General features: G+C 71.6%; 16 protein-coding genes, 1 tRNA gene and 2 pseudogenes. 5 read left to right on the top strand and 14 right to left on the bottom strand.

The window, feature by feature from the left end; genetic code table 11:
* Window position 1 precedes the first annotated feature (1 nt).
* Both rph and rdgB read left to right on the top strand, forming a co-directional pair.
* A complete protein-coding gene (gene rph, locus HC028_RS20960) occupies window positions 2-727 on the top strand; it encodes a ribonuclease PH (protein ID WP_168079092.1) in 726 nt (241 codons plus the stop codon).
* Window positions 724-1,329 carry an RdgB/HAM1 family non-canonical purine NTP pyrophosphatase gene (gene rdgB, locus HC028_RS20955; protein WP_168079091.1) on the top strand — a complete coding sequence of 202 codons (606 nt, stop codon included), beginning with the start codon at window positions 724-726 and terminating at the stop codon, window positions 1,327-1,329. Before rph ends, rdgB begins: the two co-directional genes overlap by 4 nt.
* Here the strand turns inward: rdgB and HC028_RS20950 are convergent.
* The 13 genes and pseudogenes from HC028_RS20950 to HC028_RS20890 all read right to left on the bottom strand — a co-directional run.
* Window positions 1,326-2,423 (bottom strand): annotated as a pseudogene (locus HC028_RS20950) (aromatic amino acid lyase); the annotation flags it as partial. The gene rdgB and the pseudogene HC028_RS20950 overlap by 4 nt on opposite strands.
* Window positions 2,423-3,463: pseudogene (gene hutI / locus HC028_RS20945) on the bottom strand (imidazolonepropionase); the annotation flags it as partial. The pseudogenes HC028_RS20950 and hutI, both read right to left, overlap by 1 nt.
* Window positions 3,457-4,770: a formimidoylglutamate deiminase gene (locus HC028_RS20940; protein ID WP_205861592.1), complete on the bottom strand. Its 1,314-nt coding sequence runs from the start codon at window positions 4,768-4,770 to the stop codon at window positions 3,457-3,459. The gene HC028_RS20940 and the pseudogene hutI, both read right to left, overlap by 7 nt.
* Window positions 4,767-5,975 (bottom strand): allantoate amidohydrolase, encoded by a 1,209-nt coding sequence (locus tag HC028_RS20935; RefSeq protein ID WP_373313919.1) that lies wholly within the window; start codon window positions 5,973-5,975, stop codon window positions 4,767-4,769. The genes HC028_RS20940 and HC028_RS20935 overlap by 4 nt, the downstream gene beginning before the upstream one ends.
* Window positions 5,965-7,623, bottom strand: coding sequence for a urocanate hydratase (gene hutU, locus HC028_RS20930; protein WP_168079088.1), 1,659 nt, complete (start codon window positions 7,621-7,623; stop codon window positions 5,965-5,967). The genes HC028_RS20935 and hutU overlap by 11 nt, the downstream gene beginning before the upstream one ends.
* 9 nt (window positions 7,624-7,632) lie before the next feature.
* Entirely contained in the window at window positions 7,633-8,466 is an 834-nt protein-coding gene (locus HC028_RS20925; protein WP_168079087.1) for a MurR/RpiR family transcriptional regulator, read from the bottom strand.
* A 347-nt stretch (window positions 8,467-8,813) separates the two neighbouring features.
* On the bottom strand, window positions 8,814-9,068 hold the full coding sequence (locus HC028_RS20920) for an acyl-CoA thioesterase (RefSeq protein ID WP_168079086.1): 255 nt from the start codon (window positions 9,066-9,068) through the stop codon (window positions 8,814-8,816).
* Between the two features lies 1 nt (window position 9,069).
* Complete coding sequence (locus HC028_RS20915; RefSeq protein WP_168079085.1) at window positions 9,070-10,698, bottom strand: isovaleryl-CoA dehydrogenase; 1,629 nt, start codon at window positions 10,696-10,698, stop codon at window positions 9,070-9,072.
* On the bottom strand, window positions 10,695-11,294 hold the full coding sequence (locus HC028_RS20910) for a TetR/AcrR family transcriptional regulator (RefSeq protein WP_168079084.1): 600 nt from the start codon (window positions 11,292-11,294) through the stop codon (window positions 10,695-10,697). Before HC028_RS20910 ends, HC028_RS20915 begins: the two co-directional genes overlap by 4 nt.
* Window positions 11,295-11,420: 126 nt before the next feature.
* Window positions 11,421-11,504 (bottom strand) — tRNA-Leu (locus HC028_RS20905).
* An 87-nt stretch (window positions 11,505-11,591) separates the two neighbouring features.
* Window positions 11,592-12,065 (bottom strand): thioredoxin-dependent thiol peroxidase, encoded by a 474-nt coding sequence (bcp, locus tag HC028_RS20900; RefSeq protein WP_168079083.1) that lies wholly within the window; start codon window positions 12,063-12,065, stop codon window positions 11,592-11,594.
* Between the two features lie 4 nt (window positions 12,066-12,069).
* Entirely contained in the window at window positions 12,070-12,786 is a 717-nt protein-coding gene (locus tag HC028_RS20895; protein ID WP_168079082.1) for a DsbA family protein, read from the bottom strand.
* Entirely contained in the window at window positions 12,783-13,274 is a 492-nt protein-coding gene (locus tag HC028_RS20890) for a MauE/DoxX family redox-associated membrane protein (protein WP_168079081.1), read from the bottom strand. The genes HC028_RS20895 and HC028_RS20890 overlap by 4 nt, the downstream gene beginning before the upstream one ends.
* A gap of 153 nt (window positions 13,275-13,427) precedes the next feature.
* On the opposite strand from HC028_RS20890, the gene HC028_RS20885 reads away from it, so the two are divergent.
* Both HC028_RS20885 and lysX read left to right on the top strand, forming a co-directional pair.
* The gene (locus HC028_RS20885; protein WP_168079080.1) at window positions 13,428-15,140 is read left to right on the top strand and encodes a copper resistance CopC/CopD family protein; all 1,713 of its coding nucleotides are present in this window, start codon (window positions 13,428-13,430) and stop codon (window positions 15,138-15,140) included.
* A gap of 85 nt (window positions 15,141-15,225) precedes the next feature.
* Complete coding sequence (gene lysX, locus HC028_RS20880; RefSeq protein WP_239075464.1) at window positions 15,226-18,576, top strand: bifunctional lysylphosphatidylglycerol synthetase/lysine--tRNA ligase LysX; 3,351 nt, start codon at window positions 15,226-15,228, stop codon at window positions 18,574-18,576.
* Window positions 18,577-18,880: 304 nt separating this feature from the next.
* Here the strand turns inward: lysX and HC028_RS20875 are convergent, their stop codons facing one another.
* Window positions 18,881-20,134, bottom strand: coding sequence for a glycosyltransferase 87 family protein (locus tag HC028_RS20875; RefSeq protein ID WP_168079079.1), 1,254 nt, complete (start codon window positions 20,132-20,134; stop codon window positions 18,881-18,883).
* 158 nt (window positions 20,135-20,292) lie between these two features.
* Here HC028_RS20875 and orn point away from each other — a divergent pair, with 158 nt between their 5' ends.
* Window positions 20,293-20,904 (top strand): oligoribonuclease, encoded by a 612-nt coding sequence (gene orn, locus HC028_RS20870; protein ID WP_168079078.1) that lies wholly within the window; start codon window positions 20,293-20,295, stop codon window positions 20,902-20,904.
* Window positions 20,905-20,962 lie beyond the last annotated feature (58 nt).

The raw sequence follows: 20,962 nt of genomic DNA, 5'->3' as shown, positions 1-20,962 counted from the left end.
CATGGCCCGACCCGATGGACGCGCACCGGATCAACTGCGCCCGGTGACCCTGCAACGCAACTGGACCAAGCACCCGGAAGGTTCGGTGCTCGTCCAGTTCGGCGACACCTGGGTGCTGTGCACCGCCAGCGTCACCGAGGGGGTGCCGCGTTGGCGCAAGGGTTCCGGCCTCGGCTGGGTCACCGCGGAGTACGCGATGCTGCCGCGCGCCACCACGACGCGCAGCGAGCGGGAGAGCGTCCGAGGCAAGATCAGCGGGCGTACGCACGAGATCTCCCGGCTGATCGGCCGCAGCCTGCGGGCCTGCGTCGATCTCAAGGCGCTTGGGGAGAACTCGATCGTCCTCGACTGCGACGTGCTGCAGGCCGACGGTGGCACCCGTACGGCGGCCATCACCGGCGCGTATGTGGCGCTGCACGATGCGGTGTCGTGGATGGCCGAGAACGGCTCGTTGAAAAGCTCGGTGGAGAAGGTGATGCACCGATCGGTCAGCGCCGTGAGCGTCGGCATCCTCCGCGGCGAGCCGCGGCTGGACCTGTGCTACGAGGAGGACGTCGTCGCCGACGTGGACATGAACGTGGTCTGCACCGGCGCCGGTGACCTGGTCGAAGTCCAGGGCACCGGGGAGCAGGACGTGTTCAACCGCGCCGAGTTGGACGCGTTGATCGACCTCGGCGCGGCCGGCTGCGCCGAGCTGACCCGCATCCAGCGCGAGGCGCTGTCGTGAGGGTGCTGCTGGCGACGCGGAACGCCAAGAAGCTGCGCGAGCTGCGGCGCATCCTCGACGCGACCGGCGCCGACGTCGAGATCGCGGGGCTCGATGACGTCCCGGCCTACCCGGAGGTCCCCGAGACCGGGTTGACGTTCGAGGAGAACGCGCTGCTCAAGGCGCGCGCCGGCGTGCAGGCGACCGGGCTGCCGACGATCGCCGACGACTCCGGGATCACCGTCGACGTGCTCAACGGCATGCCGGGCGTGTTCAGCGCCCGCTGGGCCGGCCGGCACGGGGACGACGAGGCCAACCTGCGGCTCGTGCTGGGCCAGGTGGCCGAGGTGCCGGACGAACACCTGGGCGCCGAGTTCGTCTGCGCGGCGGCGCTGTGTATTCCCGGCGGCCGCGAGTACGTCACCCACGGCAGGCAGCCGGGCAAGCTGATCCGCGAGCCGCGCGGGGAGAACGGCTTCGGGTACGACCCGATCTTCGTGGCGGCCGGCAACACCCGGACCAATGCGGAGCTCACGGCCGAGGAGAAGGACGCGATCAGCCACCGCGGCCAGGCGATGCGGGCGCTCGCGGACATTCTTCACGAGCAGATCGAGTCCCATTAGCGCAGCGGGCCGACCGCGGCCTCCACGGCAGCGCGCAGCTCAGGGCCGCGGACCAGGTCACGGGCGGCCTCCAGGACCGGCGCGAGAAACAGATCCGGTCCGGGCTGCCCGGCGAACGGTTCGACCATCGAGCTGGCCACCCGGCCGGCCGGCGACGGCGTCAGTGGCGCCCGGAGTTGCAGGCCGCGTACTGACGCCAGCAGCTCGACGGCGAGCAGGCTGGTCAGGTTGTCCAGGACGGTACGCAGCTTGCGGCCCGCCGCCCAGCCCATCGAGACGTGGTCCTCCTGCATGCCGGAGGTCGGGAGGGAGTCCACGCTCGCCGGCGACGCCAGCCGCCGGTTCTCGGCCACGATCCCGGCCGCTGTGTACTGGGCGATCATCAGCCCGGAGTTGACGCCCGCGTCCGGGGTCAGGAACGGCGGCAGGTCGCGCGACCGGCACACGTCGAGCAGCCGGTCGACGCGCCGCTCGGAGATCGCGCCGACCTCGGCGGCGGCGATCGCGAGGAAGTCGCAGGCGAACCCGAGCGGGGCGCCGTGGAAGTTGCCGGTCGACTCGACCCGCCCGTCCGGCAGGACGACCGGGTTGTCCACGATGGACACCAGCTCCCGGGCCGCCACGGTTCTCGCGAACTCCACCGTGTCCCGGGCGGCGCCGGAGACCTGCGGGGCGCAGCGCATCGAGTACGCGTCCTGCACCGCGTGGACGAGGTCGTTGCGGTGCGAGTCCATGATCCGGGAGTCCTGCAGCAGCCGGTAGATGTTGGCGGCGGAGACGGCCTGGCCGGGGTGGGGGCGGATCGCGTGCAGTTCGGGCTGGAACGGCCGGTCCGTGCCGAGCATCGCCTCGATGGCGAGCGCCGCGGTCAGGTCGGCCATGGTGAGCAGGTGGGCGAGGTCGTACAGGGCCAGCAGCAGCATGCCGAGCATGCCGTCGGTGCCGTTGATGAGCGCCAGCCCCTCCTTGGCCGCCAGCTCGATCGGTCGCAGTCCGGCCGACTGCAGCGCCTCCGCCGCACCGAGGCGGGCGCCGTCCTTGCCGAGCGCCCAGCCTTCGCCCATTGCGACCAGGGCGCAGTGGGCGAGCGGCGCCGGCCCACATCGTCGCGGCGCAGCGCCCGCGCACCGCCGGCGGTCGCCGCGTGGACCGCTTCCGCCGGGGTTATCCGCATTTCCCGGACCGCGAGGGCGATGCAGAACGGCATCGACGACGTGTACGACGAGCCGGGGTTGCAGTCGGTGGCGAGGGCGACGGTCACGCCCGCGTCGAGCAGGCGGCGTGCGTCCGGGTACGGCGAGCGGGTCGAGAACTCGGCACCGGGCAGCAGAGCGGCGACGGTGCCGGAGCCGCTCAGCGCCGCGACGTCCTGATCGGTCAGGTGGGTACAGTGATCGGCGCTCGCCGCGCCCAGTTCGACGGCCAGTTGCACACCGGGCCCGGGGCCGAGTTGGTTGGCGTGCACGCGCAGGCCCAGGCCCGCCTTGCGGCCGGCGATCAGGACCGCGCGGGACTGCTCGCCGTCGAACGCGCCGCGCTCGCAGAAGACGTCGACCCATTTCGCGTACGGGCTGCAGGCGGCCAGCATCTCCCCGCACACGTCTTTGACGTAGTCGTCGGGCTCGCGATCGGCGGGCACCACGTGCGCACCGAGGAACGTGGTCTCGTCGGTGAACTCGGCCGCGATCCGCAGCGAGCGGGCCTCGTCGGCGACGCTCAGCCCGTACCCGGATTTGATCTCGATCGTGGTCGTGCCCTGGCGTAGCGCTTCGCGGCGTAGGCGCACCACGTTGGCGCGAAGCGCGTCGTCGCTGGCGGCGCGGGTGGCCGCGACGGTGGTGCGGATGCCGCCGCCGGTGTACGGCTCGCCGGCCATCCGCGCGGCGAACTCGGCCGCGCGGTCCCCGGCGAAGACGAGATGGGCGTGGCTGTCGACGAACCCGGGCAGTCCGGCCCGCCCTTCGGCGTCTCGCCGCTCGTCTGCGGCGGGGGCGGCTGCTGCGTCTCCGATCCAGGCCACGCGCCCGTCCTCGATCACGATCGCGGCGTCGCGGCGCAGTCCGAGCGGCCCGTCGCCCAGCGTTGGATCGTTGGTGACGAGCTCACCGAGGTTGGTGACGAGAAGGCTCACCACAGCGCCCCGATCGACCGGGCGAGTTCGGCGGCAACGTCGATCGACCGGTGAACGCCGTCGCGGACGATCACCCTCCCGTCGACGACCACGTGCGACACGTCTGCCGCGCCGGCGGAGAAGACCACCGCCGGTCCTGCCTCGACGCCAGCGGTGCGGACCGAGTCGAGCCGGACCGTCACCAGATCCGCCCGCGCGCCGGGCGCGATGACGCCCGCGTCGTCCCAGCCCAACGCTTTGTGGCCGGCACTGCTGGCCGCCCGCAACAGCTCGGCGGCGTCGAAGTGGCCCCGGCGCTCGGTGCGCAGCCGTTCGTCCAGCTCGACCGTGCGGGCCTCCTCGAACAGGTCGATCACCGCGTGGCTGTCGCTGCCCAGGCAGAGCGGGCTGCCGGCGTCGGCGAGGGCCCGCGCCGGGCCGATCCCGTCGGCGAGGTCGCGCTCGGTGGTGGGGCAGAGGCAGACGGCCGTTTCGGTGTCGCCCAGCTCGGTACGGTCAAGGTCGGTGAGGTGGGTGGCGTGTACGGCGGTGCTGGCGGGCCCGAGCGCGCCGGCATCGGCGAGCACCTCGGTCGGGGTGCGTCCATAAAACTCTAGGCAGGCGTCGTTCTCGCCGCGCTGCTCCGACAGGTGGAAGTGCAGCGGGGCCCCGCGTTCCGCCGCCCAGTCGGCGACCGTGGCGAGTTGATCGGCGGGTACGGCCCGGACGCTGTGGATCGCGGCGCCGATCTTCGCGTGCGGGGCCGGTTCGATCGTCGCCGCCCGTGCTGTCCAGCGCGAAGCGTTGCCGTCACCGAAGCGGCGCTGCGGGCCCGCCAGCGGTTTCCCGTCCACGCTGGACGTCAGGTAACAGGCGTCGAGCAGCGTGATCCGGATGCCGGCAGCTGCGGCTGCCTGGATCAGCGCCGAGCCCATGGCGTTGGGAAGCGGGTACGGCGAGCCGGTGGGGGAGTGGTGCAGGTAGTGGAACTCGCCCACGCAGGTGACCCCGGCGAGGGCCATCTCGGCGTACGTGGCGCGGGCGAGGGCGTAGTAGCTGTCCGGATCGAGGCGGTCGGCCAGGGCGTACATCCGGTCCCGCCAGGTCCAGAACGTGCCGCTGCCGTCGTGGGTACGGCCGCGCAGCGCCCGGTGGAACGCGTGCGAGTGCGCGTTGGCCAGCCCGGGCAGGGTGAGGCCGGGTAGCCGGACGGCATCCCGATCAGAAGCCCCCGGCGTGACCGCCGTGATCCGCCCGTCGTCGACCTCGATGAGCACGCCCTGAGCCGCAGCGCCGTTGAGCAGCGCGTGTTCGGCCCAGTAGCGATTCAGCACGCCAACTCCTCCAACGTGTCCGCGAGGGCGGTCACCCCGGCCGCGCAGTCGGCGTCGGTGGCGTACTCGGTCGGTGCGTGGGACACCCCGGTCGGGTTGCGTACGAACAGCATCGCCGTCGGTACGTGCGCCGACAGCACGCCGGCGTCGTGGCCGGCGCCGGTCGGCAACACCGGCGCCCCGCCGAGCCGCGCCGCGATCCGGTCACGCAGCCCGGAGTCGAACTCGACGATCGGGCTCTCGGACTCCGCGATCATCGCGAAGCCCGTGCCGACGGCGGCGGCCCGCTCGTTGATCCGTTCCCGCACCGCGGCCACCAGGGATGACAGGGCCTCGGCGGAGGCCGCGCGGGCGTCCAGCCACGCGGCGACCGACGAGGCGATCGCGTTGGTGGCGTTGGGCGTCACCTCGACCCGGCCGATGGTCGCGTGCGCACCCTGCCGGTGGGCCTCTTCGTTCGCGGCCAGTACGGCTGCGGCGAACGCCAGCATGGGGTCGCGCCGGTCGGCCGTCCGGGTCGTACCGGCGTGGTTGGCCTCGCCGGTGAACTCCATCCGCCAGCGGCCGTGCGGCCAGATCGCGCTGCCGACCCCGACGGGCGCGTCCAGGTCGGTCAGCGCGCGGCCCTGCTCGATGTGCAGTTCGACGAAGGCCCCGATCCGGCCCAGCCGCTCGGGGTCGGCGCCCAGGTCAAGTGGTTCGTGGCCGGCCTTCGTCATCGCGTCGGCGAGGGTCAGGCCGTCGCGGTCGGTCAGGGCCCGGGCCCGGGCAGGGTCGATCGCGCCGGTGAGCAGCCGGGAGCCGAGGCAGGCGACGCCGAACCTGGCCCCCTCCTCCTCGGTGAAGACGGCGAGCCCGATGGGGCGCCGGGGCTTGCGGCCCCGCTCGCGCAGTTCGTCGACCGCGAGCAGCGCGGAGACCACGCCGAGGGGGCCGTCGTACGCGCCGCCGTGCGGTACCGAGTCCAGGTGGCTGCCGGTTACCACAGCGTCCCCGGCGGTCGGGTCTCCCCACCAGGCGAACAGGTTCCCGTTGCCGTCGGGGTCGAGCGTCAGGTCGCGGTCGAGCGCCTCCTCGACGAACCACTCGCGGCACTCCAGGTCCGCCGGCCCCCACGAGCGGCGCAGGTACCCGCCGTCGCGCCCGTCCCGGCCGATCGGCAGCAGCGAGCGCCACAGCGCGGCGAAGCGTTCAGGTGACATCATCGGACTCCCGCATCGGTACCCGTACTCCATGCTCGGCGGCGACCTGCTCGGCACGCTCGTACCCGGCGTCGACGTGCCGGATCACGCCCATGCCGGGGTCGTTGGTCAGTACCCGTTCGATCTTCTGCGCCGCGAGGGGAGTGCCGTCGGCGACGGTGACCTGGCCGGCGTGGATGGACCGGCCGATCCCGACGCCGCCGCCGTGGTGAATGCTGACCCAGCTCGCACCGCTCGCCGTGTTGACCAGGGCGTTGAGCAGCGGCCAGTCGGCGATCGCGTCGGAGCCGTCGCGCATCGCCTCGGTCTCCCGGTACGGCGACGCGACCGATCCGCAGTCCAGGTGATCGCGGCCGATCACGATCGGCGCGGTTACGGCTCCGCTCGCGACCAGCTCGTTGAACCGCAGACCGGCCTTGTCCCGCTCGCCGTACCCGAGCCAGCAGATGCGCGCCGGCAGCCCCTGGAACGCCACCCGCTCGCCGGCCATCCTGATCCACCGGGCCAGCGACTCGTTCTCGGGAAAGAGTTCGAGGATCGCCCGGTCGGTGGCGGCGATGTCGGCCGGGTCGCCGGAGAGCGCCGCCCACCGGAACGGCCCCTTGCCCTCGCAGAACAGCGGCCGGATGTACGCCGGCACGAAGCCGGGGAAGTCGAACGCCCGCTCGTAGCCGCCCAGCTTCGCCTCGCCCCGGATCGAGTTGCCGTAGTCGAACACCTCGGTGCCCGCGTCCAGGAATCCGACCATCGCCTCGACGTGCTTCGCCATCGACGCGCGGGCCCGGTCCGTGAACTCCTCCGGCTTCTTCGCCGCGTAGTCCGGCGCGTCGCCCGGGTCGACGCCCTCGGGTACATAGGACAGCGGGTCGTGCGCGCTGGTCTGATCGGTGACGATGTCGACTCCGACGCCGCGGGCCAGGATCTCGGGTACGAGCGTCGCGGCGTTGCCCACCACGCCGACCGACAGCGCCCGGCGCTCCGCCTTGGCCTTCAGGACCGTCGCCAGGGCTTCGTCCAGGTCGCTCGCCACCATGTCGAGGTAGCGGGTGTCGACGCGACGCCGCAGTCGGGCGGCGTCCACGTCGATGACCAGGCAGACCCCGTCGTTCATCGTGACCGCGAGGGGCTGCGCGCCGCCCATTCCGCCGCAGCCGGCGGTCAGCGTGAGGGTCCCTGCCAGCGACCCACCGAACCGTTTCGCCGCCACGGCCGCGAACGTCTCGTACGTGCCCTGCAGGATGCCCTGGGTGCCGATGTAGATCCAGGAGCCGGCGGTCATCTGCCCGTACATGGTCAGCCCGAGCGCCTCCAGGCGGCGGAACTCGGGCCAGGTCGCCCAGTCGCCGACCAGGTTGGAGTTCGCGATCAGCACACGCGGGGCCCATTCATGGGTACGGAACACGCCCACCGGGCGGCCGGACTGCACCAGCATGGTCTCGTCGTCGCGCAGTGACCGGAGCGTGCGGGTCAGCGCGTGGAACGACGGCCAGTCGCGGGCGGCCTTGCCGGTGCCGCCGTACACGACGAGGTCCTGCGGGCGCTCGGCCACCTCGGGGTCGAGGTTGTTGTGCAGCATGCGGAGCGCGGCCTCCTGCTGCCAGCCGAGGGCCGACAGTTCGGTACCGCGCGCGGCGCGGATCGGGTCCACGACTACCTCCTAGGGCAGGAAGACCTGGCGGCGGGCGGCCGACTGCTCGAACGCCTCCAGCCGGGACTGGGTCTGTGCGGGCGCCGCGTCGCACATCGCCTGCAGCAGCACGCCGGCGAGCGCCAGCGGCGCGGTGTGCAGGTCGAACACGAGCCGGGACCCGACCGCGGCGGCCAGCGTCAGGTCGGCGTCGTCGGCGACGGGGCTCACGGGGGAGTCCGTGACGACGATCGTGGACAGGCCGAGGTGCCTGGCCTCCCGTATGGCGTCGTGGGCCTCCCTGGGGTATCGCGGCAGCACGAACGCCAGCATGGCGGTCGCGCCGGCCGCGTGGGCCTGTTCCAGCCGATCCGCGCACGCGCTGCCGCCGGTGTCGAGTACCCGCACGTCCGGGTGCACCTTCGCGGCGAAGTACCCGAAGTAGGCGGCCATCGGCGCGGCGGCGCGCAGTCCGAGTACGGGCAGCGGCCGGCTGGCGGCGAGCAGCTTGCCCGCCTCCTCGACCGGGCGGCGGTCGGCGAGCGACTCGGCGAGCCGGGCGAGGTTGCCGGCCTCGGCGAGGACGGCCCGCTGTGCCTCGTTGTGCTCGTCAGCGGGCCGGGGTGTGCCCGCGGTCAGCTCCCGGAGACGGCGGCGCAGGCCCGGGTACCCGTCGAAGCCCAGCGCCGCGGCGAACCGGGTCACGCTGGGCTGGCTCACCTGGGCCAGCTCGGCCAGCTCACCGCTGGACAGGTAGGCGGCGTCGGCGGCGTGCTCGACCAGGCACTGCGCGATGCGCCGCTGGGCCGGCGTGAGCCGCTGCCCGTCGAACAGCTCCAGCAGTCCTGACGCCGGTCCATTCACAAGGGGACTGTATGCATGGTTTTATTCACCGGTCAATCGCCTGACAACGGGAAATGTGTGACCGGCGTCGGTCGGCTGGTGGCGTCTTGTCCCCATCTCTACCGGCCGGCGCGCTGCGAAAATCCGTGCGCCGGATTTCGTCATCAGTGTTCGTCGCGGTCGGGGATCAGGTCGAGGCGCTCGAGGCCGCTCAACTGGACGGCGTTCTTCCCCTCTTGTTCAGGAGGGTGCCCCTGTTAGCGCTCACGCGGCAACAGGGGCACCCTCTTAACCAACAGGGGCGCTTTCCAGGCCGAAGATCGCCGGGTCGTCGGCGAGGCCGCGCAGGTGGCCGCCCGGATCGGGGATCATCCGGCGCGCGGTGAGAACTCGCAGGTCACGTCGACTTCGTCGCCACCGCGCAGTTCCCGGAAGAACTTGATCGTGGCTTCCAGCTGCACCGGGCCGACCCCGGAGGCGAGCAGCTTGTCCGTGGTTACGCCGGCCGCCTTGAGGTACTCCCAGCGGGCGTGCTCGCCGTACTGGTGGTACACCGCCGAGTTCAGGTGGCCCTGGGTGTCCAGTTCGTACCCACGGACCGTGATCCGGACGGAGAACGGCACGTCAGCTCACTTTCGGGGTAGCGCGGGCGATGATCGCGGCGAAGTCGACGCCGGTCGGCAGGGTGCCGTACGACTGGCCGTGGTCGCCGGCCAGTCGGGAGGCGCAGAAGGCGTCGGCGACGGCCGGGTGGCCGTGCCGTACCAGCAGCGAACCCTGGAGGACGAGCGCGAGGCGCTCGACCACGCGGCGGGCCCGCAGTTCGAGGTCGCCGGGGTCGGACAGGTCGGCCTGGAGTGCGCGTACCGCGGCGTCGAGCCGGGGATCGGCGCCGGCCGCGGCGGCCACCTCGGCCCGGAACGCCTCCATGACCTGCGGCTCGCGTACGAGCGCGCGCAGGACGTCCAGCGCGGCGACGTTGCCCGAGCCCTCCCAGATCCCGTTCAGCGGCGACTCCCGGTACAGCCGGGGCATGCCTGACTCCTCGACGTACCCGTTGCCGCCCAGGCATTCGAGGGCCTCGGCGGCGTGGCCCGGCCAGCGCTTGCAGACCCAGTACTTGCCGACCGCGAGGGCGAGCCGCTTGAACGCCGTCTCGCCGGCGTCGCCGCGCGCGGACCGGTCGGTCGCCCCGGCCAGCCGCATCATCAGCACGGTGGCGGCCTCGGACTCCACCGCGAGATCGGCCAGGACGTTGCGCATCAGCGGCTGGTCGACGAGGTAGCGGCCGAACGCCTGCCGGTGGGTGACGTGGTGGGCAGCCATGATCAGCTCCTGGCGCATCCCGGCCGCCGCGCCGATCACGCAGTCCAGCCGGGTCAGGTTGACCATGTCGATGATCGTGCGGACGCCACGGCCCTCGTCGCCGACCCGCCAGGCGACCGCGTCCTCGTACTCCACTTCGGACGACGCGTTGGACCTGTTGCCCAGCTTGTCCTTCAGGCGCATCAACCGCATCGGGTTGCGCGTGCCGTCGGGCAGGACGCGGGGGACCAGGAAGCAGGTGAGCCCGCCGGGCGCCTGGGCGAGCGTGAGGAAGACGTCGCACATGGGCGCCGAGGTGAACCACTTGTGCCCGACGAGCCGGTAGCTGCCGTCCGGTTCGGGGCGCGCGACCGTGGTGTTGGCGCGTACGTCCGAGCCGCCCTGCTTCTCCGTCATCGACATGCCGGCCAGCAGCCCCTGCTTGGACAGCGGTGCCCGCAGCCCGAAGTCGTACACCGTGCTCGTGAGCAGCGGCTCGTACTGTGAGGCCAGGTCGGGGTTGTGTCGCAGCGCCGGGACCGACGCGTAGGTCATCGAGATGGGGCAGCCGTGGCCGGCGTCCGGGCGCCAGGTGTAGAACTTGGCGGCCCGGGCGACGTGGGCGCCGACGCGGTCGTCGGTCCAGGGCGCGGCGTGCAGGCCGTGGCTGACCGCCGTACGCATCAGGTCGTGCCAGTGCGGGTGGAACTCGACCTCGTCGATCCGGTGCCCGTAGCGGTCGTGGGTACGCAGCGCCGGCGGGTGCTCGTTGGCCAGCCGGCCCCACTCGATCGCCTGCTCGGAGCCGCCGAGCCGGCCGAGTTCGTGCACCTCGGCCGCGGCCCAGCCGGCGCCCTCCCGATGGAGCCCGTCGAGCAGGGCCGCGTCGTCCGCCGCGTCGTAGCCGACCAGCGATGGAACCTGGTTGAACACCTCATGTGTGATCACGTCGACACTCCAAGCGCGCGGTGGGCAAAAGTGATCAGGCCGGGGATGGTGTCCGGGCCCGCGACTCCGGCGGCGAGCGGGCCGACCATGGCCTCGCCGAGGGCGCCGACCAGGGCGGTGGCGGTCAGGTCGGGGTCCTGGCAGGGGAGTTCGCCGCTGGCCACGCCCTCGGCGACGTAGCCGGCGATCGCGTGGGCGTACGCCCGCCGGAAGACCAGCCGCTCGGCGTCGACCGCTGGATCGACCGGCTCGGCGAGCAGGGCGTACGCCAGCCGGGGCGACTTCCACGCGCGGCCGGCGAACGTCTCGATGACCGCGGTGATCCGGTCGGCCATGGTGGTTTCGAGGGCGGCGGCGCGGGTGACCGCGTCGACCTCCCGCTGTGAGGCGATGCGGAAGACCTCGGCGAACAGGTCAGCCTTGGTGGGGAAGTGGCTGTAGACGCTACCGGTCGCCATCCCGGCGCGCTCGGCCACGGCGGCGACGGAGCAGCCGGCGTACCCGTGCTGGGCCATGATCTCCAGCGCCGCGGTGATGATCCGCTGCCGGGAGGCGCTCAGCCGGGCCTTCACACGGTCGGTGCTGCGGTAGGCCATGCAAGAATCGAACCACGGTTCAATCCTTGGCGGCAAGAGGTCTCACGCGGGCGCGGCGCGGTAGTGCGTCGGGCGGTATCTCGCCCGGTCCGGTGCCACTGGCTCAGGTATCCCGGGCGATGAAGATGGTGCGGGAGAGGGGACTTGAACCCCTACGTCCGAAGACACCAGATCCTAAGTCTGGCGCGTCTGCCATTCCGCCACTCCCGCGCGGCGCCACGATTCTAGAGCCATTTTCACGATCTTGGACACTTGGCGGGCCTATGACCCCGCCAAGTGTCCAAGATCGGAAAAGTGCTAGTCGATGCCTAGCTCGCGGCGCAGCTTGGTCACGTGGCCCGTTGCCTTCACGTTGTAGAGCGCCCGCTCCACGCGGCCTTCCTCGTCGAGGACGAAGGTCGACCGGATCACGCCCATGACGGTCTTGCCGTAGTTCTGCTTCTCGCCGTACGCGCCGTACTGGGTCAGCACCGACCTGTCCTGGTCGGCCACGAGAGGGAAGGTCAACGCGTCCCGCTCGACGAACTGGGCCAGCTTCTCCGGCTTGTCCGGCGAGATCCCCACGACCTGGTACCCGGCGCCCTGCAGGGAGGCGAGCGAGTCCCGGAAGTCGCAGGCCTGCGTGGTGCACCCGGGCGTCATGGCCGCCGGGTACGCGTACAGCACGACCTTGCGGCCGCGCAGGTCGGAGAGGGTCAACTGGCCACCGTCAGCGGTGGGCAGCGTGAAGTCCGGGGCCTGGTCGCCCGGGGAGAGCCGAGTCGCGGTCATGTCCTCAACCTACCGGTCCGCCGCCGAGCGCCTGCGTGATGGCGGGCAGCCTCGCCTCGACCTGCTTGCCCTCGACGAACACCGTCGGGGTGCCGGTCACGCCGCGGGACACGGCCGCGTCCGTGACGTGCTGGACCCAGGGCCTGTACTTGCCGTCGCGTACACAGGTGTCGAAGCCCGAGCCGGTGATCCCGGCCCGGTGCGCCAGCTGGATGATCTGGTCGTTGCTCAGGCCCGCGCTGCCCTCGGGCGGCTGGTTGGCGTACATCGCCTGCACGAACTCGGGCAGCTTCCCGGCGTCGGAGGCGCACCCGGCCGCCGCGGCGGACCGCGTCGAGTACTGGGTCGTGGAGGCCCGGTCCAGGAACGCCACCGGGTGGTACACGAGCTTGATCTTGTTGGCGGCGGCCATCTGGTTGAGGCTGGAGCCGCCGGACTCCTCGAAGTTCCGGCAGGCCGGGCAGATGAAGTCGAGGTACAGCTCGACGGTCTTCGGTCCGGCGCCGACGACGAGCCCGTCGCCGTTCGCGGTCGCGTGCGCCGGCGCGGTGAAGCTGGACGAGCGCTGGCTGGAGTACACCCCCCAGCCGACGAGGCCCGCGATCACGAGCACCGCCACGGCCGCGATCGACACCCAGACCCGCCGGGCCCGGGCCCGTTCCCGGGCGATCTGCTCGCGTACCACCTTCGCGGCCTGTTTCTTGTTGGCCCGTGAACTCATGCTGTCTCTCCCCGAAAGAGCCATTCGTCGAGCGCGAGGCGCGTGCGCGGCCAGCTCACCAGGAACCCGGCGACCGCCAGAAAACCGACGTCACGCAGGATCTCCGGGAGGTAATTGGCGTGCTGCCCCGGTGCGAGCTCCCCGCCGCGGCTGAAGCAGCCGCAGTCGATGTTCAGCCCGCGCGCCCATGCGGCCGCGATACCCACGATGTAGACGATGAACAGCGCCGCGGAGATGGCGGCGGCTAGCCGGGTGGCCAGGCCCACCAGCAGCAGTACGCCCAGCGCCAGCTCCACGAACGGCAGCGCCGCGCCGACGACGCGGGCCACCTCCACCGGCATCAGCTTGTAGGCGGCCACCGCCCGCCCCGACGCGGCCAGGTCGCCGATCTTGGTGCCGCCGGCGATCATCCATACGGCGGCGAGTCCCAGCCGGGCGAGCGTGCCGAGCCAGGGACGCGCCTCCACCCAGCGATCCGTGATGCTCACCGGGGTTTGTCGCCTCCTGACCGCCGCTCAGTTCCATGCGTGACCTGTATCACTGACCCGGGAACTTTCCCCGCTTCCCGATCGACTACCAGCAGCGTGAACGTTGACCAGGGCCGGGGTAGCGGCCACGGGCGGATCGTGGAGCATTGGCGCATGACTCGGTGCCGTGCCCTCACCGCGCTGGCGGGACTGCTCTTCGGACTGCTGGCCGTTCTCCTCACGCCCGCCAGCCCGGCGAGCGCCCACGCGGCCCTGTTGCAGAGCGAACCGCAGTCCGGCGCGGTACTGGCGAGTTCGCCGGGCGAGGTGGTGTTGACGTTCAGCGAGCCCGTACGCGTCGTGCCGCAGAAGATCCAAATCATCGGCCCGGACGGGCGCCGGGTCGAGCAGGGCGCACCGACCGTCCAGGGCTCGCAGCTGCACATCCCGATGAAGCAGACCACCGAGCGCGGCAGCTACCTGATCAGCTTCCGGGTGATCTCGGCGGACAGCCACCCCGTCTCGGGTGCCATCCCGTTCTCCATCGGCGCGCCGTCGGCGAACGCGCCGACCACGGCCACCAGCGGCACGCAGAGCGACCCGCTGGTGACCACGCTGTTAGGCGGAGCGCGCTACCTCGGGTACGCCGGACTCGTCCTCGTAGCGGGCCCGGCGCTCTTCCTGGCCCTGCTGTGGCCACGGCGGCTGTCCGGGCGGGGGCCGCTACGGATGGTCAAGGTCGGTGTCGGCCTCGTCGGTGTCTCGGCCCTGGCCGAGCAGTACCTGCAGGCGCCCTATCACGCGGGGACCAGTGTGTTCGGGGCCAGCGCCGCCGACCTGCGCGAGGTGTTCAACAGCCAGTACGGGGCCGCGCACCTGGTGCGGATCGGTGTCATCGCCGCGTTGCTGGTGCTGCTGCCGGCGTTCGCCAACCGACCTGGCACCGAGGACAGCCGCGCGAGCTGGACCGACCGCGCCCTCGTCGCGATCCTCGCCGTGGTCGGGCTGGCCACCTGGCCGATCTCGGGGCATGCCGCCGCCAGTTCCGTGCCGGTCGTCACGACGATCGCCGATGCGGCGCACCTCGGCGCGATGGCGGTCTGGCTCGGCGGGCTGGTCATGCTCTTCGGGTTCCTGCTGCGGCGGGCCAACGCCCGTGAGCTCGCCGCGATCCTGCCGGTCTGGTCGCGGTGGGCGATGATCGCGGTCAGCGTGCTGGTGGTCGCCGGCACCGTGCAGGCGCTGGTCTCGATCGGCTCGCTGCGCGGGCTGTACGACACGACGTACGGCCGGCTGCTCCTGGTCAAGGTCGGTCTGCTGGCGCTGGTGCTCGCTGCGGCCTGGTACTCCCGCCGGCTGACGCGGCGAGTGGCGCAGCCCGCGGCCGAAGAGGTCGACAGGGCCGACACCGTCGACGGCGTCGACGGTGTCCAGCCGTCCCGGCGGCTGCGCCGGTCGGTGCTGGTGGAGGTGGTCGGTGCCGTGGTCGTCCTCGGCCTGACGTCGGCGCTGGTGCAGACCACGCCGGCCCGGGCCGCCCTGGAGCAGGCCTCCCGCCAGGAGAACACGACGTACAACGCGACGCTGACCACGAAGCTGTACTCGCTGCAGGTGCAGCTCGAACCCAAGCACACCGGGGCGAACACCATCCACCTGTACGCCTTCAGCGCAGACGGCGCCGCGCTCGCCGTCAAGGAGTGGAAGGCCACCGCCGCCCTGCCCGGGCAGGGCATCGAGCCGGTGGACCTGCCGGTGCTGCCGGTCTCCGAGAACCACGCCGTCGCGCAGGCCCAGCTGGGTCAGGCGGGAACCTGGCAGCTGCGGTTCACGCTGCGCACCACCGAGATCGACACCGCCACCGTGATCGCGGAGGTGCCGATCACCTGACCCCGGTCATCGATCAGACTTGGGGGGAGCGGCGAGGACACTCGCGCGCATATCTTTGGGCACGTTGGTGGTTTGAGGAGATTTGGTGTCCGAAGCGGCAGAGCGAACAGTGGCGGGGCGGTCGAGCGAGGACCGGCGCGACTGGCGGGAGCGCATACCATCGGTGTTCGCCGGTGCGTTGACGGTGCTCGCCGCGCTCTGCGCGGTCGCCGCGGTCAGCGCCGCGTTCCACCACCGGGTCCAGTGGGTCCGGGTGGCAGTCGACGAGCTGCTCGTACCCGCCCCGGCCAACCTCGGCTACGCCGCCTTCATGGGCGTCCTGGCCGTCGCCGTGGCGCACCGCAAACGGGCCGCCTTCTGGATGCTGGTGGTCGGCTTCGGCCTGCAGGTCGTCGCCGACCTGGTGCTGTTCGGCGTGTACGACCTGATCCGCACGTCTCCGTCGGAGTACTGGGAGACCGACCTCAAGCCGTTCGAGCCGTGGATCGCCGCCGGCAACCTGCTGCTGACCGCCGCCATGCTCGCCCTCCTGACCGTCTCGCACCGGCAGTTCTACGCGCGGGTACAGCGGGCCAGCCTGCGCAAGGCCGTGGCCACGCTGCTGGGCCTGCTGCTGGCCTTCTCGTTGGCCGGGTGGGCGCTGGTCGAGGCGTTCCCGGGTTCGCTGCGCAACGGCGCCGACGAGTTCCTCTACGCCGCCGAGAAGGTCACCGGTGGCGCGTTCGTCTTCGACGTCACCCGAGCGGGCGGCGCCCCCGGCTGGGTCAACCTGGTCCTCGGCCTGTTCGGTGCGATCAGCCTCTTCGCCTCGCTGTACGTGCTGTTCCGCTCCCAGCTCGCCGCCGCGGCCCTCGCGCCCGCCGAGGAGCGCAAGGTACGCGCGCTGCTGGCCGAGTCCGGTGAGCGGGACTCGCTGGGGTACTTCGCGACCCGCCGGGACAAGTCAGTCATTTTCTCGCCCACCGGCAAGGCGGCCATCACCTACCGGGTCGTGGGTGGGGTGTGCCTGGCCAGCGGCGACCCGCTCGGCGACCCGGAGGCGTGGGGGCCGGCCATCGCGTCCTGGCTGGAGATGTGCCGGGCGTACGCCTGGACGCCGGCGGTGATGGGGGCCGGCGAGGAGGGCGCCACCGCGTACGCGCGCGCCGGGCTGCGCGTGATCGAACTGGGTGACGAGGCGATCATCCACGTACGCGACTTCAGCCTAGAGGGCCGGGAGATGCGCCCGGTGCGGCAGGCGGCCAACCGAGTGCAGCGCGCCGGGTACACCGTCCGCATTCGCCGCCACGCCGACATCTCCCGCGACGAGATGGCACACATCATCGACCTCGCCGCCCGCTGGCGCGACACCGAGACCGAGCGCGGCTTCTCGATGGCGCTCGGCCGGCTGGGCGATGTGAGTGACGGCCGGTGCGTGCTGGTCGAGGCGCTCGACGCGAACGGCGAAGAGGCAGCGCTGCTGTCGTTCGTGCCGTGGGGCGTCCACGGCCTGTCGCTGGACCTGATGCGCCGGGACCGTGCCAGCGACAACGGGCTCATCGAGTACATGGTCACCGAGGTGATCGCGGCCTCTCCGGGGATGGGCGTCGAGCGGATCTCGCTGAACTTCGCCATGTTCCGGGCGGTCTTCGAGGAGGGTGCCCGCATCGGCGCCGGCCCGATCATCCGGGCCTGGCGCGGGCTTCTGCTGTTCTTCTCGCGCTGGTTCCAGCTGGAATCGCTGTACCGCTCGAACGTGAAGTACCGGCCGGAGTGGGTGCCGCGCTACGTCTGCTTCGAAGACATCCGGGACATGGCCAAGGTCGGCATCGCCTCCGGCATCGCCGAGGGGTTCGTCGTCGTGCCGAGCCTGCGCACCCTGCTGCGGCGCGGCGCCACGCGGCCGGCCGAGGCGCTGCCGGAGGGCACCGGGGTCGAAGGCACAGCGGTCGAGCCGGAGCAGGTCGTCGTCGAGGAGAAGCCGGCGACCGACCGCGCCACGGCGGTGCCGGAGCAGACGCGGGTACGGCTGGCGAAGCTGGACACGCTGCGGGCGGGCGGGGTCGACCCGTACCCGCCGGGCTTCGCGCGTACCCGTGGGTGTGGCGAGATCAGGTCGGCATATGCGCACCTCGCGCCCGATACCCGGACCGGGGACCGGGTCGCGGTCGCCGGTCGGGTGCTCCTGGAGCGCGACCACGGCGGGCTGGTCTTCGCCACGCTGCGGGACTGGTCGGGCGACGTGCAGGTCATGATCGAGGGCGACACGATCGGTGACTGGAAGTACGCGGTGGACCTCGGCGACCACGTCGGGATCAGCGGCGAGGTGATCACGACGCGGCGTGGCGAGGTCACGGTGCGGGCCGAGGAGTGGGCGTTGACGGCCAAGTGCCTGCGTCCGTTGCCGGACAAGCACCGCGGCCTGGCCGACCCGGAGGCGCTGGTACGTCAGCGGCACCTCGACCTGATCGTGAACCCGAGCGCGCGGGAGATGCTGCGGGTGCGCTCCGCCGCGCTGCACGCGGTACGCACGACGCTGGTCGAGCGCGGGTACCTGGAGGTCGAGACGCCGATCCTGCAGCGCATCCACGGCGGGGCCAACGCCCGTCCGTTCGTCACCCAGAGCAACGCCTACGACATGCGCCTCTACCTGCGTATCGCCCCGGAGCTGTACCTCAAGCGGCTCGCCGTCGGCGGCGTGGAGAAGGTCTTCGAGCTGGGTCGCGACTTCCGTAACGAGGGTGTCGACGCCACTCACAACCCCGAGTTCACGATGCTGGAGGCGTACGAGGCCTACGGCGACTACGTCTCGATGCGCGAGCTGACCCGCGACCTGATTATCGGTGCCGCGACCGCCGCGTACGGGAGGCCCGTGGCCCGCCGCAACGACGTCGAGGTGGACCTGAGCGGTCCGTGGCCGGTCGTGCCGGTGTACGAGGCGATCTCCCTGGCGCTGGGGGAGAAGATCGACCCGGACACGTCGCTGGAGCGCCTGCGGGAGCTGGCGGCGGGGGCGAAGGTGCCGGTGCAGGCGTCGTGGGGGGCCGGGCAGGTCGTGCTGGAGATGTACGAGCGCCTGGTGGAGGCGCAGACCGAGGCGCCGACGTTCTACACGGACTTCCCCACCGAGGTGTCGCCGCTGACCCGGGCGCACCGCGAGGATCCGCGGCTGGCCGAGCGGTGGGACCTGGTGGCCTTCGGGATGGAGCTGGGCACCGCGTACACCGAGCTGATCGACCCGGTGGAGCAGCGACACCGGTTGACGGCCCAGTCCCTGCTCGCCGCCGGTGGCGATCCGGAGGCGATGGAGCTCGACGAGGACTTCCTGCACACCCTCGAGTACGCGATGCCGCCGACCGGCGGGCTGGGCGTGGGCATCGACCGGCTCGTCATGCTGCTGACCGGCCGGGCCATCCGCGAGACGCTGCCGTTCCCGCTGGTCAAGCCGGCCTCCTGAGCCGGGACACGGCCTGAAGGGGCGGGGCCGGGAAACAACCGTGGCCGGAAACAACCGTGGCCCCCGCCGCGACGGAGGCCACTTCGTCACCTGTTGGGGGGGATGGTGACTTTTATAGTTGTCGGCGATCAGGTGCGGGGGGAAGCACCAGACCGTCCGCGACGGCGACGGTGTACATCCGTGCCGTACTTCGTGTCCGTGGGGATCATTTCGGACAAGCCATACGGTAATGCGAGCAAAGCGATCCCGCCAGGTCTGTCTATTTGCGTCAAACTGTGCTATGTCGGCTAGCCGGCTATGGGCTTTAGGTCAGGGCGGGCCGCCCTTCGGTGGGCTCGTCGATCGTCTTTTCGGCCCCCCGCACTGACCGGAAAGGCAGCGTGACCAGCAGCGCGAGCATGAGCAGCACGTACCAGTTGTCGATGAGGAAGCCCGCCAGGCCGGCGTCCGCCGACGGCTTCACGACGCCCCAGTCGTACCAGCTGACCACGCTGAACGCGGCCGTGACATAGAGCACAGCCGCCGTCGTGACCGCCGTACAGCGCCGCCGGCCGGTTCCGTTCCGGTCCAGCGCCGCGTCGACGAGTACGACCAGCGCCGGCGCGAACCACAGCAGGTGGTGGGTCCACGTCACGGGGCTGATCAGGCAGCCGACGAGCGCGGTCAGGATGAGGCCGCTCGGTTCGTCGCCGGCCAGCGCCGCCCGGCGGGCCCGCCACAGCCCGTACCCGGCGACGAGTACGACCATGAGCACCCACGCCGGCTTGTTGGCGGCGCCGTCGCCCAGCCGGGTCAGCGTGCCCATCAGGGACTGGTTCTCCAGTCGGTCCAGGTGGCCGATCCGCTCGGTCCGCCACAGCAGTTCGGTCCAGAACCGCCAGGTGTCGTGCCACATCAGCGCCGCACCGAGGGCGTTCGCCGCGATTGCGGAGATGACCGCCGTGCCGGCGGCCCGCCGCCGACGGGTCAGTAGCAGGTAGAGCACGAAGATGGCCGGCGTGAGCTTGATCGCGGCGGCGAGGCCGATGCCCACCCCGGCCAGCCGGGACCGGCGCGGCACGGCCACCATCAGGTCGATCACGACGAGCCCGAGCAGGATGAAGTTGATCTGCCCGAACGTGAAGCTCTCCCGTACCGGCTCCAACCAGCTCACCAGGGGAACCGTGAGCGCGACCCCGAACCAGGGCGGGTACCCGTGCCGGGCCGCCACCGGGGCGACCAGGAACCAGACGGCCGCGAGCAGCACCGTGACCGACACCGCGCTGAACACCACCTGCGCGGCGCCGAGGGGGAGCGCGGCGAGGGGGCGTAACAGCAGCGCCGCGCAGGGCGGGTAGGTGAAGCCGAGCGAGCCCTGCACCGGATCTGGCTGGCTGTAGGAGTAGACGTGGTGGCCGTCCGCCCACCAGCGCACCGCGCGGTAGTAGATGGTGAAGTCGAAGAACCCGTGCCGGTCGCCGTACCAGACATGGGCGGCGACGGCGGTGGCCCACGCTGCCACCAGGGCGACGAGGTGGCGAGGACCGACTCGCGCGCCGCCGGCGCGTGTCGTGGTCATGCTCGCTCCCAGGTCGGTGCCAACCGGATCCCGGCCACTCTATCGGCCCGCGTTTCCTGATCGCCCGGCTTGGCCACCACGGCGATCGGCGGCGACTCGCCATCGTGACCTGGCACCGGCCGCCACGTGAACGCCCGAACGCGGACTAGGCTGTCTACGTGAGTGATCTTTTGGTCTGGATCGACTGTGAGATGACCGGGCTGGATCTGGCCCACGACGCCCTCATCGAGGTCGCGGTGGTGGTGACGGATCCCGACCTGAAGCTGCTCGACGACGGCCTCGACGTGGTGATCCACGCCGACGACGCCAAGTTGGACGGCATGGCCGAGGTGGTGCGGCAGATGCACGAGCGGTCCGGCCTCACGGATGCGGTCCGGAAGTCGACGGTGACTGTCGCGGAGGCCGAGGACATGGTCCTGGAGTACGTGCGCCGCCACGTCCCGGAGCCGCGGACGGCGCCGCTCTGCGGCAACTCGATCGCCACGGACCGGGGTTTCCTCGCGCGCGACATGCCGCGCCTGGACGCGCACCTGCACTACCGGATGATCGACGTCTCGTCGATCAAGGAATTGACCCGGCGGTGGTACCCGCGGGTGTACTTCGGGCAGCCGGCGAAGGGCCTGGCGCACCGCGCCCTGGCCGACATCCGGGAGAGCGTGCGCGAGTTGGAGTACTACCGGCGCACCGTGTTCGTACCGCTGCCCGGGCCGGACGTCGACACCGCCAAGGCGGTCGCCGCCTCGCTGCTCAGCGCCGAGGACGACGCCTGACACGCCACTGCGGTATCCCACTCGACGCGGCCCGGGGGAGTATGGCTATCATGAGTCG

Origin of the sequence: Planosporangium flavigriseum (genome assembly GCF_011947225.1) — a bacterium.
In the GTDB taxonomy this organism is placed as follows: domain Bacteria; phylum Actinomycetota; class Actinomycetes; order Mycobacteriales; family Micromonosporaceae; genus Planosporangium; species Planosporangium flavigriseum.
This window is presented reverse-complemented; position numbering and strand designations above follow the sequence as displayed.